Annotated in this window: 13 protein-coding genes (1 of these 13 only partly in view); 5 read left to right on the plus strand and 8 right to left on the minus strand. The window is 46.7% G+C overall.

Features of this window, described 5'->3' with window-relative positions:
• A protein-coding gene (locus tag ACKTRM_RS01005; protein WP_173602744.1) for an MFS transporter crosses the window boundary here: on the minus strand, window positions 1-1,097 show its 5' portion. 115 nt of this gene lie to the left of the window's left edge; the window shows 1,097 of its 1,212 coding nt (coding positions 1-1,097); the start codon lies at window positions 1,095-1,097; the stop codon falls past the left edge of the window.
• A gap of 228 nt (window positions 1,098-1,325) precedes the next feature.
• Here ACKTRM_RS01005 and ACKTRM_RS01010 point away from each other — a divergent pair, with 228 nt between their 5' ends.
• From ACKTRM_RS01010 to ACKTRM_RS01030, 5 genes are all read left to right on the plus strand, one after another.
• On the plus strand, window positions 1,326-2,594 hold the full coding sequence (locus ACKTRM_RS01010; RefSeq protein ID WP_007408029.1) for an aspartate aminotransferase family protein: 1,269 nt from the start codon (window positions 1,326-1,328) through the stop codon (window positions 2,592-2,594).
• The gene (locus tag ACKTRM_RS01015; protein WP_011996207.1) at window positions 2,591-3,541 is read left to right on the plus strand and encodes an inositol monophosphatase family protein; all 951 of its coding nucleotides are present in this window, start codon (window positions 2,591-2,593) and stop codon (window positions 3,539-3,541) included. Before ACKTRM_RS01010 ends, ACKTRM_RS01015 begins: the two co-directional genes overlap by 4 nt.
• Window positions 3,516-4,562 carry a zinc-dependent alcohol dehydrogenase gene (locus ACKTRM_RS01020; RefSeq protein ID WP_011996208.1) on the plus strand — a complete coding sequence of 349 codons (1,047 nt, stop codon included), beginning with the start codon at window positions 3,516-3,518 and terminating at the stop codon, window positions 4,560-4,562. The genes ACKTRM_RS01015 and ACKTRM_RS01020 overlap by 26 nt, the downstream gene beginning before the upstream one ends.
• Window positions 4,563-4,793: 231 nt before the next feature.
• On the plus strand, window positions 4,794-6,227 hold the full coding sequence (locus ACKTRM_RS01025) for a SulP family inorganic anion transporter (RefSeq protein ID WP_023356673.1): 1,434 nt from the start codon (window positions 4,794-4,796) through the stop codon (window positions 6,225-6,227).
• A gap of 150 nt (window positions 6,228-6,377) precedes the next feature.
• Window positions 6,378-7,319, plus strand: a complete 942-nt coding sequence (locus ACKTRM_RS01030; protein ID WP_099567254.1) for a bile acid:sodium symporter family protein — start codon at window positions 6,378-6,380, stop codon at window positions 7,317-7,319.
• Here the strand turns inward: ACKTRM_RS01030 and ACKTRM_RS01035 are convergent.
• The 7 genes from ACKTRM_RS01035 to ACKTRM_RS01065 all read right to left on the minus strand — a co-directional run bounded on the left by ACKTRM_RS01035 (window position 7,308) and on the right by ACKTRM_RS01065 (window position 16,046).
• Window positions 7,308-8,060, minus strand: a complete 753-nt coding sequence (locus tag ACKTRM_RS01035) for an alpha/beta hydrolase (RefSeq protein ID WP_041482170.1) — start codon at window positions 8,058-8,060, stop codon at window positions 7,308-7,310. The two genes, ACKTRM_RS01030 and ACKTRM_RS01035, sit on opposite strands and share 12 nt — an antisense overlap.
• The gene (gene feuC, locus ACKTRM_RS01040) at window positions 8,057-9,067 is read right to left on the minus strand and encodes an iron ABC transporter permease FeuC (protein WP_041482236.1); all 1,011 of its coding nucleotides are present in this window, start codon (window positions 9,065-9,067) and stop codon (window positions 8,057-8,059) included. Before feuC ends, ACKTRM_RS01035 begins: the two co-directional genes overlap by 4 nt.
• Window position 9,068: 1 nt before the next feature.
• On the minus strand, window positions 9,069-10,076 hold the full coding sequence (locus tag ACKTRM_RS01045; RefSeq protein ID WP_007408022.1) for a FecCD family ABC transporter permease: 1,008 nt from the start codon (window positions 10,074-10,076) through the stop codon (window positions 9,069-9,071).
• Window positions 10,077-10,095: 19 nt separating this feature from the next.
• A complete protein-coding gene (locus ACKTRM_RS01050) occupies window positions 10,096-11,052 on the minus strand; it encodes an ABC transporter substrate-binding protein (protein ID WP_003156778.1) in 957 nt (318 codons plus the stop codon).
• Between the two features lie 87 nt (window positions 11,053-11,139).
• Window positions 11,140-12,735 carry a bacillibactin transport transcriptional regulator Btr gene (gene btr, locus ACKTRM_RS01055; protein ID WP_011996213.1) on the minus strand — a complete coding sequence of 532 codons (1,596 nt, stop codon included), beginning with the start codon at window positions 12,733-12,735 and terminating at the stop codon, window positions 11,140-11,142.
• 137 nt (window positions 12,736-12,872) lie between these two features.
• Complete coding sequence (locus tag ACKTRM_RS01060) at window positions 12,873-14,117, minus strand: exo-beta-N-acetylmuramidase NamZ family protein (RefSeq protein ID WP_011996214.1); 1,245 nt, start codon at window positions 14,115-14,117, stop codon at window positions 12,873-12,875.
• A gap of 15 nt (window positions 14,118-14,132) precedes the next feature.
• Complete coding sequence (locus tag ACKTRM_RS01065) at window positions 14,133-16,046, minus strand: glycoside hydrolase family 3 protein (RefSeq protein ID WP_011996215.1); 1,914 nt, start codon at window positions 16,044-16,046, stop codon at window positions 14,133-14,135.
• Between the last annotated feature and the right edge of the window lie 31 nt (window positions 16,047-16,077).

A 16,077-nucleotide genomic window follows, 5' to 3' on the forward strand; every position in this document is an offset into this window, starting at 1 on the left:
CAGAACGCAGTTTGTGCGGGATATTCATCTAAGCTCCAACCGACGGCGATCGGAAGGAGTGAACCTCCTAATCCATTTGAAGCGAGCAGAATACTGGTAGTTGTTTCTGTCTTTCCGGGATAAAAATGATTCGTGATGATTAGGGCTATTGCAAACATGCCTGCCATGAACAGCCCTAAAAAGAAGCAAAGGGCAAAACCGAACCATACGTTTTTGCTTAATGCTAATACGGTAAGTGCTGCCAGACCGCCAATGCTTATGAGACGGAGATAACGGTGATATGTCAGCTTTTCTGATACCGGGCCTGTTAATAACCTACCGATGATCATCCCCGTCCAATACACTGTAACTGTTATCGTTGCCAAAGAGTTGGGGATATCCCATTTCTCAGCGAAGATGGAGGGGATAAAATGTACAATGGAAACTTCACTGCCGCCGTAAAAGAAGAAGTAAGCACCCGCCAAGGCAATAAACAGCAATCCGTGTGACCGATAACCGGTGCTTTCTTTTTTAGTGTCATCGGAAGAGACCTCTTTGCGGATGAGAAGCTGATCAATACTGCCGAAACTCATCTGCTTCCATGCGATTAAGAGTGCAAAACTGGATAACCCTAATACTAAAAAAGCAATTGTCCACATGTGGTTGTTGATAAGGAAGCCTGAGAGCAGAGGCATGAACAGCGCACCTAATCCGTAGGCCACTTCCATCTTGCTCATGGCCACAGCCTGTCTTTCTTTAATAGCGGTGAGGATGATCGTGCCTACACAGGATTCCACCAATCCGGCGCCAAGCCCTGCGATGCTGACGAGAAGAAAGAGCAGCGGCCAGGGCGGCAGGAAGGTGATGAACATTTCACAGCTGATGAGTGCCAGGCCAAAGATAACGACGTTTTTGCGCCCAAGTTTTTTCACCATGTATGGCATGCCAATAACTCCGATGAGAAAGCCCATGAACTGAGAGAATACCAATACACCGCCATTACTGTAGCTTTGTGAATAATGTGTGAGTAACTCAGGCAGTACGGCTCCCAGAATAACAAGTGTAAAAGCAATCGATCCATAAGAAAAACAGCTTATCCACAGCAGACGAGTTTTCATCATTTTATCTCCTTATTGGTAAAATCATATTTCTCTCTACTCGTATGACATGATATTTTTACAAAAAATCCAAGTATTGTTACTATATCACATAACTTTTTCTCGTACATCCATTATGGTAACGTTAACAAATTGTTAACATTTTTTACAAGAAAGATCGTTGACATTATTTTCAATAATTTATACGATAAAAAGCGAAATTCTAATAATTTCATAGGGGTGGTATTTGTGGGAACGAAGGAAATCACGAATCCAGACAGCTTGTATTACAGTGTTGACGATGTAGTAATGGAGCGCGGAGAAGGGATTTACCTGTACGATCAAGAGGGAAATGAGTACATTGATTGCGCTTCTGCCACGTTTAACTTGAATTTAGGATACGGTAACAAAGAGGTCATTGATACGGTTAAAGAACAAGCCGATAAGCTGATCCATGTAACATCATCTTTTCAAACAGACGCCGTAAATAAACTGGCAGAAAAACTAGTAGAAATTGCCCCCGATAATCTCACAAAAGTACACCCTAAAGTCAGCAGCGGTTCCGGTGCAAATGAAGGAGCTATTAAAATGGCTCAGTATTACTCCGGAAAAACCGATGTCATCTCCTTATTTCGAAGCCACCTCGGACAAACGTATATGACTTCCGCTTTGTCCGGCAACTCATTCAGAAAAGAACCTTTCCCGCCGCAAATTTCTTTTGGCCTGCAAGTCCCCGATCCCTATTGCAGCCGCTGTTTTTATAATCAGAAACCTGATTCATGCGGTATGCTGTGCGTAGAAAGAATTAATGATTTTATTGAGTATGCGAGCAATGGGAAAATTGCCGCCATGATTATTGAACCGATATCTGGAAACGGTGGAAATGTCGTTCCGCCTAAAGAGTATTTTAAACAGCTGAGAAAGCTTTGTGATGAACATGATATCGCTCTGATTTTTGATGAAATTCAGACCGGATTCGGACGGACGGGCAAAATGTTTGCCGCGGACCACTTCGATGTGAAACCTAATATGATGACGGTAGCAAAGGGGCTCGGGGGCACAGGCTTCCAAGTCGCCGCCACTCTGACGGAGGACAAGTATACCGGGCTTCCGGGGTATACGCACTCCTTCACATACGGCTCAAATGTGATGGCCGCCGCTGCCGCTTGTAAAACCATAGATATCATGCAGCGACCGGGATTTTTGGAAAATGTAACGACGGTCGGTCATTATATTATGGATCGCTTAGAAACGATGAAAGAGGATTTCGCTTTTATTTCTGAGGTAAGAGGCGTCGGTCTTATGATCGGTGTGGAGATTGTTAAAGAGAACAATGAACCGGATGTGGAGCTGACCAATTATATTGCAAAACGGGCAATGGATTACGGGCTGATTCTCCGGACATCCCGTTACGGATTCGGAAATGTCTTTAAAATCCGTCCGCCTTTAACCATAACACTTAGTGAAGCCGAAGTGCTCTGCTACAGACTTCGCAAGCTATTGGAGGAAATCAAGTGAGAGACTATATCATTGAGCTTGGACAATTTGTTTATCAAAAGGTGAAAAATCAAAAAGGCACGCTGAAAAACCGGCTCGTAAACGGCTATTCTCCGGGAGGCGACGCCCAATTTAACATAGACGCCGCTGCTGAGGAGGCGGTGCTGGATTATATTCAAGAAAAGGGCCATCCGGTTGCTTTTTACACGGAGGATGGCGGCCTGAAGCTGATTGGAGAAGATCCGCAATATATTTTAATTGTAGATCCGATAGACGGAACGCGCCCGGCCGCCGCGGGACTTGAAATGTCGTGTATTTCGATTGCGCTTGCTTCGTATAAGCCAAACGCAAAGATTAAGGATATCGAATTTGCTTTTTTACTTGAATTGAAATCAGGCGCTTATATGTATGGTGATATATACAGCGATGCCATTCATTTTGAAGGGTATCATGGAGAATTGCCGAATTTGAGCGGAGTGCGGGATATTAAAAATATGTTTTGGAGCCTTGAATTTAACGGGCATCCGGCGCAGCTGATGACGGACGCATACGGCCATCTGATTGACCAGTCGGCCAATAATGGCGGGGTTTTTGTTTTCAACAGCGCTTCTTATTCGATTTCACGAATTATCACGGGGCAGATGGATGCTTATGTGGATATCGGCAATCGTCTGCTGAAAGATGATCCGAAGCTGCTTTCAGATTTTCAGCAGGTCGGGAACGGGCAGGTGCTGCATTTGTTTCCTTATGATATTGCCGCAAGCGTCTTTTTGGCGAAGAAGGCGGGAGTGGTCATTACGGATGCATACGGCCGGTCTTTGGACGAAACGCTTTTGACAGATTTAAGTTATCAGAATCAGCAATCATGTATTGCGGCATCAACGAAAGAGCTTCATCAAACATTGTTAGACCAAATCCGCTGGGGCAGAAAGGAAGAGAAATATGAAGGCGTTGGTCTGGACTCCTAATGATAAGCTTGAATACCAAGAGGTGGACGAGCCTCAAATTCGGAAATCCAATGATGTGAAAGTGAAAATTTTCGGCACCGGTATCTGCGGAACGGACTTAAATGTGCTGAAAGGAAAAATGAATGCAACCCATCATATGATTATGGGGCATGAATCGGTGGGAGCGGTCGTGGAAATCGGACCGGACGTGACAAATGTAAAAGTCGGAGACCGCGTCGTGATAGATCCTACGCAGTTTTGCGGGAAATGTCATTATTGCCGGAGAGGGCTGACGTGTTATTGCGAAACCTTCGAGGATTGGCAGCTCGGAATCGGGGCGCACGGAACGTTTGCGGAATATTACGTGGGGGAAGACAGGTTCATGTACAGAATTCCGGATTCAATGGAATGGGAGCGGGCCACATTGGTTGAGCCTCTCTCCTGTGTGCTGAATGTTGTGGACAAGGCTTCGATTCAGCCGGAGGACTCGGTCTTGGTTTTGGGGTCGGGACCGATCGGACTGCTTGTGCAAATGATGGTGAAAAAACTGGCGCGATTGACGGTTGCGACTGAAATAGGCAGTTTCCGAAGCGAGGCAGCAAGCCGGATATCTGATTATGTCTACCATCCTGAAGCATTAACCGTGGATGAAGTGAAACGGATTAATCAAGGAAGAAAATTTGATGTGATTTTTGACGCAATCGGCAATCAGCTTGATTGGGCTTATCCTTTTATTGAAAAGGGAGGCAGAATCGTGCCGATGGGCTTTGATGATACGTATGAGATGACGGTCAGGCCGTACCAGCTGCTGTCAAACGGCGTAACGATTGTGGGCACAGGTGAAGCCCGCCAGATCATGGAAGCCGCGTTAGCATGCGCGTCCGACCTTCCGCAGCTCTATGATTTTATTACGGAAAAGACGGAACTGAAGAATTATGAAGAAGCCATTGATCATCTCATGGGCATCGACCCGGTGACAAAAGAAAGAAAGGATATCAGCGCAATAAAAACGATTCTTGTGTCTGATCCGAAACTTTTATAAAAGCGGAAACGGCTCCAGTGAGAGCCGTTTTCTTTTCTTATTTATACGGCTTGCACATTTCTTTAAAGTTTAATATGATACTCTTTGTTAACAATTCCTTTCCTCAACGGCATTATACTCTGAGCGTGTCCTCTTTTTCCCCGTAAAGCTTGCCTCATATTCCCCAGATGAAAATCAATGTTTCCAACTGATAGGGTGCGGATTTTTATAGTGAAAAGGAGTCGTTATCATTTGAAAGATTATACGTTACAGCAGCAATGGTTCGGGAATGTCCGTAAAGACATTCTGGCCGGTATTCTGGTTGCCCTCGCTCTGATCCCTGAGGCGATCGGATTTTCAATTATTGCAGGTGTCGATCCGATGGTCGGCCTTTATGCATCATTTTGTATCGCGATTATTATTTCTATCTTCGGCGGCAGACCGGGAATGATTTCAGCCGCTACGGGTTCAATGGCGGTTGTCATGGTGACATTGGTGGCTGATTACGGGCTGCAGTATTTGTTTGCGGCAACCATTTTGACAGGTATTATTCAATTTATTCTTGGTGTCAGTAAAATAGCGAAATTGATGAAATTTATTCCGCGTTCGGTCATGATCGGATTTGTGAATGCTTTGGCGATCTTGATTTTTTCTGCGCAGCTGCCGCAGTTCAAAGGAGCTTCATGGGTCATGTATGCCATGCTTGCCGGATCACTGGCTATCATATATCTATTGCCGAAGGTTACGACGGCTGTGCCGTCTCCGCTGGTGGCGATTATTGTCATGACGATCATTGCGGTGGTCTTCCATGCGGATGTCCGCACGGTCGGTGATATGGGCGGGATCACAAGTTCACTTCCGCATTTCTTGATACCGGATGTTCCGTGGACGTTTGAGACATTGCGGGTTATTTTCCCGTATTCTCTGGCGCTTGCTTTCGTCGGATTACTCGAGTCATTGCTGACAGCCCAGATCATTGATGAAATGACGGATACGGATAGTGATAAGAACAAAGAAAGCCGCGGACAAGGCATCGCCAATATTGTGAACGGATTTTTCGGAGGCATGGCCGGATGCGCCATGATCGGCCAGTCTGTCATTAATACGAAAGCCGGCGGACGCGGCCGATTATCGGCTTTTACGGCCGGCGCGTTTTTAATGTTTTTAATTGCCGTATTAAGCGGTATCGTCGTGAAAATTCCGATGGCTGCGCTGGTGGCCGTGATGGTTATGGTGTCCATCGGCACGTTCGACTGGTCATCGATTAAAGGTTTGCGGAAAGCGCCCCTTACTGATTCGATCGTTATGGTTATTACCGTTGTGACGGTCGTCCTGACAAATGATTTATCAAAGGGTGTCTTCGCGGGTGTGCTGCTAAGCGCGATCTTTTTTACGGCGAAAATTTCTAAGCTGAAGATTGAGTCACATTCCGAACAGAAAGATGTCAGAACTTATAAGGTAACGGGACAGATCTTTTTTGCTTCCGTGTCTGAGCTCATGAATGCCATCGTTTATGATGAAGACGTGAAACGGATTGTCATTGATTTGACCGATGCCCACGTGTGGGATGATTCGGGAGCGGCGGCTCTTGAGAAAATTGTCGCCAAATGTAAAGAATACGGAATTGAGGCTGAATTAAAGGGATTAAATCAGAAAAGCCGAGATTTAATGAAACAAATGGCATAGAATTTGTGAAGTCCGGATGAATATATCCGGGCTTTTTTTCGGTTAAATTTGCCGGGGTGCATTGTTATAATGAATGAGACTTGAAAACCGTATATAGGAGACTTGCATATGATGTGGCTTCAGAAGTTGAACCAAGTGTTGGGGAGAATCATGCCGCTTTTGACTCCGTCAAGTGTGGCGGCGGGTGTGCTGTTATCTCAGCATATCAGCTGGATGGCCGGCGCTGTGCCGTGGATATTTGCATTTATTACATTTACGGGCAGTCTGAGTGCCAATTTTCAATCGCTGAAGCGCAGTATCGAGAAGCCGCTCCCGATGATCATGGCATTGTTTGTTCTGCATATTTTCATGCCTGTTTTTGCATGGGGAAGCGGCCATCTGATTTTCAGCGGTGACCCTTTAACTGTGACGGGGCTGATTATGGGTGTGGTGATTCCGACCGGAATTACGAGTTTGATTTGGGCTGCGATGTATAAGGGGAATGTCGGATTGACGCTGTCTATTATCCTGGTTGATACCGTGCTTTCTCCTTTTATCGTACCGTTAAGCCTGTCTGTCCTGGCGGGGGCGAATGTTCAGATGGATGTGTGGGGAATGATGAAAGGGCTGGCGGAGATGGTGGTAATTCCATCCATCGCAGGGATGATAGTCAACCAGTTTTCCCCGCCGGTAAGGACTCAGGCAATAAGCCGTTCGCTGTCTCCTTTTTCAAAAATCTGTCTGATGATTGTCATTGCCATTAACAGTTCGGAAATCGCGCCGTATGTCACGCACGTGGATATCAAATTTGCGGGCATCGCAGGCATGGTATTTTTTATTGCCATGACGGGTTATGCCGTGGCTTGGCTGATCGGAAGACTGATGAAGCGGAGCCAGGATGAAATCGTGTCTCTGATTTATACAGGGGGCATGCGCAATATCAGCGCCGGAGCCGTTCTCGCCGTGTCTTTTTTTCCGTCTCAAGTGGCGGTTCCGGTCGTCATCGGGATGCTTTTTCAGCAAATCCTTGCAGCTTTATTCGGCTATTTGCTGAGACGCTTTGAACTTAAGCCGGTCGTGATGAAGTATGAAAAAAACCGCTCAGCTACGTGAGCGGTTTTTTCCGTACAGCCAGCTTAGTGCTGCATTGAATTGTCGTTTGAACGCTTCTTGATGGTGCACGGCGCCCTCTTCGATCGTGAAAGAGAGCTGAGATTGAGAAAAGCCTTTTTCCCTCAGGCTTTCGTACACGTCTTTATTTAGTCGGATCATGTTGTTTTGGATGTTGTTTTTATGCTCAGCTTCGCGGCTGCCGACAGACATATAGATACGCCGCCGTGCCGGACGCAAAGATGCGGAGCGGACATAATCTGCTGATTTTTCATACCAGAAGGAACCGGAAATACAACCGATTCTGCCGAATATTTCAGGCTTTTGTAGCATCGCGTATATCGAAAACAGTCCGCCTAATGACGCGCCGATCAGTCCTCTCGTTTCCGGATGTGCAGAAATGTGATGCATATCTTCTACAGTTGGAATGATGACATTTGTCAGCTCCTCGAGAAAGAGCCTCCCTTTGCCGCCGAAATCATGAAACGCAGGGCTCAGGGAGGGCGCGGGCCACGGCGTGTACTCATCGAGCCTGTCAGCCGGTTTGATGCCGATGAAAATCAATTCGGGAAGTGTTCCGTTCGCAAATTGGGATTCAAGCTTATCCATCTGTTCTAAAAACAAAGAACCCCCGTCCAGTACATACACACAGGGTAAAGCCCCTGTTTGAACCGAATAGGAGGGAGGAAGATACACAGTGCATTCCTTTCCGTTTATCCGATGTTCTGTAAGGGTGCCTCTCATGCATCCAGCCCCTTCTTTTGCTTAAACAGAAGAAAAAAGAAATAAGGAACGCCGAGAATCGCAAGAATAATTCCCGCCGGCACTTCTGAAGGCTGAAAGAACAATTTGCCCGCAAAGTCGGCGGATATGACGAGGAGCATACCGACCAATCCGCTGACCGGTAATGAGTATCTGTGCTCAATCCCGGCGAGCCTGCGGGAAATATGGGGCGCGATCAGTCCGACAAATGCCATGCTGCCCGCTGCGGTTACACATGCGCTGATCAAAGCGATGCAGGCAATGAGTAAAATCGTTTTTTCTTTATTGGTTGAAACACCGAGGCTTTTCACCGTGTCCTCATCGAAACGAATGGTATCCAGCAATGACGTTTTCGCCATAAGCAGAGGAATGAACAAGATCAGCCACGGAAGGATCGCCGTAATGGTCATCCAGTTTGCCGACCAGATGCTGCCGTTTTTCCAAACCATCGCCATCTCATAATCCTGCGGGTCCATTTTTAATGAAAGAAATAAAGACAGCGCGCTGAATCCGGAATTCATGGCGATCCCGACGAGAATAATTCTGCCCGATTCCAGATGCCCCCGGTGCCAGGCGAAAATATAGATCAGCACGGCCGCCATCAATCCTCCGATGAGGCCGAAGACAGGCATACCCATCGCAGAGGCAAGTGCCGTCGCTTCAGATTGTCCCTGAAACAGAAGCATAAACGTGACGATTCCGGCTCCGGCTCCTGCATTAATGCCCAAAATACCGGGATCGGCAAGACCGTTTTTGGTAATGGCCTGAATAACGGCTCCGGATATCCCCAATCCGAGCCCGATGGCAGCAGCCATGACAATGCGCGGCAGCCTCAGCTGAAACAGCAAAATGTCATATTGCGGATTCGGATGGATGCGGAAAAGGGTACTGAGCAGTTCACCCGGCTTTGCGGAAAAAGAACCGCTTGTCATGCTGAAATAGCTTACGAGCAATATGAGAGCAATCAGAATGATATAAATTCCGGCCATTTTACGCACCACGCTGATCCCCTCCTTTTCTTTTAATCAAATAAAGAAAGAAAGGAACACCGATGATAGAAGTGACAACTTCAATAGGCGTCTCAAACGGATAATTGATGAATCGGCTGGCAAGGTCGCAAAGGGTCAGGAAGACGCCGCCGATGATGCACGCGCATGGGATCAGCCTGCTGTAGTCCGATCCGACGAGAAAACGTGTGATGTGCGGAACGACCAAACCGACAAAGGCAATTTTTCCGGCGAGTGCCACCGAGCTTCCTGTCAATATGACAACGGCCGCCATCGCCATGAGTTTGATGGTTCTTTTCTGCTGTCCCAGACTTTTTGAAATGTCGTCTCCTAATGATACGGCAGTGACCTTTTTGCTGAGAATCATGGCCGTGATGATTCCGATTGCAAAAAACGGGACGGCCAGTTTCAAAAAATCAGGGTTCATTTGATGCAGTCTCGCACTGTACCAAAAACTGAGATCCTGCGAAATTTGAAAATAAATCGAAAGCGCAGCCGACAGACTGCTGAGAAGCATACTGGTCACCGTTCCGATAATGGCAAGCTGCACCGGGGTAAAACCGCCGGGAAGAATGGAGGCCAGCCCGAAAACAAGAGCGGCGCCGAATGCGGAACCGATAAACGAGTATATGATCATTTCAATGGATGTCGATTGAGGGAGCAATACCATGCAAAGGGTGATGATAAAAGCGGAGCCGTCCGACACACCCATGATTGAAGGCGAGGCCAGATAGTTCCGTGTGATTCCCTGCATGAGCGCTCCGGAAACAGCAAGGGCGGCGCCGATAAACATAGCGCCGGCAGCCCTCGGGATTCTTGAATGCCATATGATCTGATGGTCGGTATTCTCCGGATTAAAGTGCAGCAATGCGGAGAACACGGTATGGATGTCAAGCTGCTTTGCGCCGTATAAAACGGAAAGCAGCAGTGACAGAACAATGGCAATCGGTGAAGCAATGATAATCATGTGTGTCCGCCGTTTTGCATACATGTGAAAAACCTACTCTTTATTAGTCTTGAGTCAATTTGTCAGCCGCAACCTGTAAGAAGCTGATTTTACTCCACGCGGTTCCGCCTTGGGCTAATGGATCAATCGTATTGACGTATACATGGTCTTTTTTGACTGCCTTCAGGCTCTTCCAGATCGGATTTTTCTCTAAGTCTTTCAAAGCGTCCGGCTTATCTGCGTTTTCGTCATCAGAGAATTGTACGAAGATATGGTCAGGGTTCATTTCGCTTAATTTTTCAAGAGAAATCAGTTCCTGCGCTTTCGCCGCTTTGACTTCGTCCGGCGCCTTCAGGCCTAAATCACCGTAAAGCGTGGAGTTGAAATATACTTGTTCAGGATAAATATAAATATTGCCTTGTCTGATTCTGATGACCAGCGCGTTTGACTGTTTCGCTTTGCTGTTGATCTTTGTTTTTGTCTTTTTCAGGTCCTGTTCGTAATCTGCGATGATTTTTTTCGCTTTTTTCTCTTTATCTGTAAGCTGGGCGAGCAGCATCATGTTTTCTTTCCAGTTTGATGAGATATGAGAGACAGGGATCGTTTCAGCGGTGCCGCTCAATTTTTTCAACGTTTTTTCCGGGAATTTGGTTGATGCCAGAATGACGTCCGGCTGCAGCTCAAGAATTTTTTCCATATTCGGCTGCATTTTTTCTCCCGTAGATACGGATTTATCTGTAATATCTTTAAACAGTTCCGGGAATTTGCCGGAGAAAGAAATTGCTCCTGCCGGATGAACGTCAAGCAATTTGGCGTCTTCCATTGATTCTACGCTGCCTGTAATGGCGATTTTGTCAGTCGGCGCTTTGACTTCATATGTTTTTCCGAGATATTCGATTTTCTTTTTATCTGAAGAAGCGTCCTTTCCTTTACTTGCTGTATCAGATGTTTCTGAGCTTCCGCAAGCCGCGGCCGTGAAAGCCAAAAGCAAAATCATGAAAGCGAATGCCAATTTCTTCATCTATTGTTCCTCCTGTTCAATTGATAACTATTATCAATTGGAATTATAGAGAATGAACAGGGATAAGACCATGGATAATTTCCGGCATTACCATGGACGATCTTCGGATAAAATGGAAATGCTTTGCTCGATCATCCGCTGATGTCCGCTTGGAGAATATTCAATCCACGGGTCAGATGATATGGGAAACACGCGTTTATTGCTGACGGCTCTAAGGTTCTGCCATATCCCGGTCTGCTGAATCCGCTGAAAATAACGAAGCGTTTCCGGTTCTTTACAAGTGAAAAGCATGATGCAGTCAGCCTGGCAATCCGCCAGCATGTCCAAGGAAATCTTTTCGTCAGGAGCAAAAGATTCCGGTTTTGCGGAGGCAAAGCCTAAATCACCGAAGAAGACATCCTCAATACTGTTGTTATGGGCGATGTACATATTTTCTTTATATACACGGACAAATAAGAACCGCTGATGCCGCACGTGTTTAAGAGCATCTTTCGCTGAATGGGCGAGACTTTGATAAGCTTTAAGCCAGTGCCGAGCTTCCTGCTCTTCATTCAAATATGCGGCTGTGCGAAGAAACTGGTCTCTCCAATTCTCTTGAGCCGGAAGGTAAAAAACGTCAGTGATGTCATTCAGGCGCTGTTTTTCTTCTTCACTGACAGAATCAAGACTGAAAATGATGTCCGGGGCAGCTTGGGACAGCGTGTGCAGGTTCTCTTCCCAATTTGCATTATAGCGGTAAGCACTCAGGTGAACCGGAATATCGGAAGAGAATTGTTTGTAATAATAGGCCGTCCATTTCGGGTGCAGCGCCGCAGCGTAAGGCACGTGATGCAGAGGAATCAGATGCCCCATCGTTTCTTTTCCGTACGCGGCCATTTTTGTGCGCCTTTTTTTCATATAGCTTGTAGGTGAGCTGCCGGTATGTTTTTTAAAGATGCGGCTGAAATAAAATTCGTCTTGGTAGCCGATTTGATGAGCGATTTCCCGCAGTTTGCAGTTTGCCTTGGCCATCAGTTTTTTCGCATTGGTTATGCGGATGTCTGTGATATATTCAGTTACGCTCTGCCCATATAGTTTTTTAAAGGTTTCACTGTAATGCTTGGGACTGATTCCCGCCATATGAGCGAGCTGGGTGAGCGTGATTTTTGTGTCGGACTGAGTATGTATGAATTGTTTTGTCTGTTCGATCGCCGCTTTCGTATTATTTTGATGGCATACTTTTGCGGCATAAAGATCGTACATCAGCTGCTGAAAGTCGGCTGTATATTTCATTTTCTGCAATGCATCCGCCGATCGCACGTTTTCAGAAAGTGACTGAAGCCGGCTTGTCAAATGATCAACCGTTTGTAAATTCATTTGCTGAAGTCCGTGGAAGATGTCTTCCCCATTATCCGGAAGCATCGCTTCATTATCTGATGAATAGGAGAAAACACGGAGTCTGACGATATACAAATGGATGCCGCCTGACGGTATAGGGGCAATATTGAATGTCTCATCACAAGGACAGATGTAGAGCGTTTCCTTCTGCAGCGGAAAGCTGTCTGTTCCGATATCAATTTGTCCCTCGCCTTTCACATGAAAGATCAATACGGGGGAATCAGTGAGCTGATGCTCTGACAGAAGGTCGGCTGTTTTTTTTACGGAGATGATATCAATGGGCTGAAAGAATAATGTGTTTTTCATGAGAAACCACCTTTTAGGAAACATTCATTTAAATGATAACTGTTATCATTTAAATTGTACCAAATAAATGAATGTTTTCCTATAAAAAGCGGAAATGTGAAATGCGTCAAAATGTTACACGTGTAACACGAATGTTGTCAGTATATGAGGTATTGTTTTCTTAGAGTTTTGAATTGGTCCAGCCGGCGTTGATATGTGCCGGTGATGTCTTCAATGGAAGCGCCTTTTTCTATTTTTTTGCGTACCCAGCCGTTACCGATCAGCTTGTCAAAAGAGCCTGTCGGCAAGAATAAAAAGTCATTCGGATATAAGTCATGCATGGTTTTCAGAATGGAGAGCCCTGTTTTTGCCGCTTCAAATGTGTTTCTGTTTGTTACGTAGACTTGTACGCCGTGGCACAGCTTGCTCTGGTGCTTGGAGAAGCTGGGGATAAATGATGCGGCTCTGAAGGTGACGCCCGGAAGCTTGAGACTGTTCAGGCGTTCTTCGAGCTCGGTGCTTTTCATATAAGGCGCGCCGATCAGTTCAAACGGCTTTGTCGTGCCCCTTCCTTCGGATACGTTTGTGCCTTCGATTAGTCCTGTCGCCGAATATGCGAATATGCTGTCCGGGGTCGGGATATTAGGCGAAGGGAGGACGAACGGCAGACCGGTATCTTCAATCGTCATCGTCCGCTTCCAGCGCTTCATTTTTACGACGGTGAGGTCGGCGCCAATATGAAACTCTTTATTGAATAAAAGAGCAAGCTCACCGATCGTCATGCCGTGCTTCAGCGGGATCGGATACAGTCCGACAAATGAAGCGTAATCCGGTTCAAGAACCGGGCCGTCTGGATTTCGTCCGCCTTGCGGATTCGGCCGGTCCAATACATAAAAAGGAATGCCTTTTTCTTTTGCCGCTTCCATGGCATAGGCCATTGTATAAATGTAGGTGTAGTATCGCGTTCCGACATCCTGAATATCGAAAATCAGTACATCTGTATCTTTCAGCATGTCAGGCGTCGGTTTCCTCGTTTCCCCGTACAGGCTGTAGACGGGAAGCCCTGTTTTTTCGTCTATATAGGATGTGACTTTGTCTCCGGCCTGAGCATCGCCGCGGACACCGTGCTCCGGTCCGAATAATGCCGTCAAGTGGATGTCTGGTGCCTCATACAGCACGTCAACGCTGCTTTTCAATGAATTGTTCACACCGGTCGGGTTGGTGATCAGCCCGACCCTTTTTCCCTTCAGTTCCTGTTTATAATCTTTCAGCAGGCGGTCGATGCCTGTTTGGATGCTTGGTTTCTTGGCGGTATGAAGGTTTCTGTCAGAAGCAGCCGAGACTGCCGTCATAGCACTGATGACGACTAATCCGGCAAGAAGCGCAGCCGTTTGTGTTTTCATGATCAGTCCTCCTGTTTAAAGCGGTTTTCCGGTCTTCAGATTGATACCGAAACCATAAGGATACAGTGTCGTTCCCGGATGCGTGACGGAAGGAATGTCAGCGGGCAGCCTGCCTTGCGGTTTTGTCTGTCCGAATATCGCTTCAACGCCTGCCGGAATGTTTGGCTGGAGAAATTGTCCGTCTGTATATCCTTTAAAGCCGTAGACTGCGATAAGGGCTTCAGCTTCTTCAAAGTTCGCAGCGTCATATGGATTACGCAGGCTCATCAGCACAAAGGGTTTTTGGTTCGATTGTGCGGCTTTCATGACGGCCCGCGGAAATGCAGTCGTCCACTTGCCGGGATCTGTGACGGAATCGTCAATCACGCCGTCGTTTACGACAGGATCATTTTTCACAACATATGAGCCTGTAATCACGTAATCAGCGTCAGATATCTGCTTTTTGTGTTCATCATGAAATGTGCGCTCGGCGAAGTTCATTTTACTGATGGTTACCGGCCGGATTTTTTTCTTCTTGATGAGCTGCCGAATGGTTTGTTCCATTGACGCTGTTTGATCTTCATATGGAGCGGCAATGAGAACGCGGCTGTTCTTTTTCGGTTTGAATGGGAGCGTGCGGTTTTTGTTTTGTAAGACGGTGACGGACCTTTCCGCGATTTGTTTTTCAGCTTTCAGATGATTTTTGCTGCCGACGGTTTTCTTTGCTTTTGCAATCTTCTTTTTCAGATTTGTCTTTTTCGGGGCGGGATATATCCCTCGTTTTATTTTCAGGGAAATGATGCGTTCCGCTGATTTGTTAATTTGCTGCAGCGGAATTTCCCCTTTTTGTACCGCCTTTTTTAAAGCGGAATGAACCCGGGCAAAGCGGTTTTCCGTTTGCAGCGATGTCACTTGGGCCGGCATCAGGGCAATATCGACTCCTGCTTTTACGGCCATGACGACCGCCTCTTCCTGGCCGAAATGATCGGCAATGGCTTTCATATTTAATGCATCCGTAACGATGACGCCGTTAAATCCCATTTCTCCACGGAGAAGATGAGTCATCACTTTTTTCGAGAGTGTGGCGGGTACGAGGATGTCTGAACCGTCCAGCTTGCTTTTATAGGTTGTATCGTCAAACGCGGGAAATTGCACATGGGCTGTCATGATCATATCAGCTCCGGCCTGAATGGCCTTCCGGAACGGATAAAGTTCAATCTGACGCAGCCTTTCTTGATTGTGGGTGACAAGCGGAAGACCGTAGTGGCTGTCGACATCCGTGTCGCCGTGTCCCGGGAAATGTTTGACGGCGGCAGCGACATCCTGCTTTTGCTGAGCCTTCATTGAGGCAAGACCGAGTGAAGCTGTCAGATCTCGGTCTGAACTGAACGACCTGACGCCGATGACAGGGTTTCCGGGATTATTATTGATATCGAGAACGGGAGCGAAGTTCGTATTAATGCCGAGTGCTTTCAGTTCTTTCCCGATAATGGCGCCGGTCTGGGACGCGTAGGCTGTTTTTCTAGCGGCTCCGAGCGCCATATTGCCTGGGAAATGAGTGCCCTCACCAAGTCTAGTTACGATGCCGCCCTCCTGATCAATGCTTAATAATAGCGGAATGTCAGGGCTCGCCTTTTGAAAGGCATCTGTCAGGCGTACCGTTTGCTCAGTGTTTTTTACATTTTCTGCAAATAAGATAACGCCGCCGAACCGGTACTTTTGAATAAGCCCTGCGACTTCTTTATTCATTTGGGTAAGAGCCTCAGGTGATGACTGCCCCTTTTTTTGCCAATTGCGAAAATCAGGCATGAGCATCTGCCCTAATTTTTCATCTAATGTCATACGGGATACCGCTTGTTCCGCCTGTGACGGAATGTCCGGTTTTGTCGATACATGATGCGTGCCGAAAACAATGAACAACAGTAATACAGCTGAGATGACAAGTTTCATGATGGTGCCCTCCTGCCGTCATAGTTTGGAC

The sequence above is a fragment of the Bacillus sp. D7-8 genome (assembly GCF_052055895.1).
Lineage (GTDB): Bacteria > Bacillota > Bacilli > Bacillales > Bacillaceae > Bacillus > Bacillus velezensis.

What these genes read in the sequence shown, in the direction of transcription:
- ACKTRM_RS01020 (WP_011996208.1), top strand. Translation starts at nt 3,516, where the DNA reads ATGAAGGCGTTGGTCTGGACTCCTAATGATAAGCTTGAATACCAAGAG.
- ACKTRM_RS01030 (WP_099567254.1), top strand. Translation starts at nt 6,378, where the DNA reads ATGCCGCTTTTGACTCCGTCAAGTGTGGCGGCGGGTGTGCTGTTATCT.
- ACKTRM_RS01035 (WP_041482170.1), bottom strand. Translation starts at nt 8,060, where the DNA reads ATGAGAGGCACCCTTACAGAACATCGGATAAACGGAAAGGAATGCACT.
- feuC (WP_041482236.1), bottom strand. Translation starts at nt 9,067, where the DNA reads ATGGCCGGAATTTATATCATTCTGATTGCTCTCATATTGCTCGTAAGC.
- ACKTRM_RS01045 (WP_007408022.1), bottom strand. Translation starts at nt 10,076, where the DNA reads ATGTATGCAAAACGGCGGACACACATGATTATCATTGCTTCACCGATT.
- ACKTRM_RS01050 (WP_003156778.1), bottom strand. Translation starts at nt 11,052, where the DNA reads ATGAAGAAATTGGCATTCGCTTTCATGATTTTGCTTTTGGCTTTCACG.
- btr (WP_011996213.1), bottom strand. Translation starts at nt 12,735, where the DNA reads ATGAAAAACACATTATTCTTTCAGCCCATTGATATCATCTCCGTAAAA.
- ACKTRM_RS01060 (WP_011996214.1), bottom strand. Translation starts at nt 14,117, where the DNA reads ATGAAAACACAAACGGCTGCGCTTCTTGCCGGATTAGTCGTCATCAGT.
- ACKTRM_RS01065 (WP_011996215.1), bottom strand. Translation starts at nt 16,046, where the DNA reads ATGAAACTTGTCATCTCAGCTGTATTACTGTTGTTCATTGTTTTCGGC.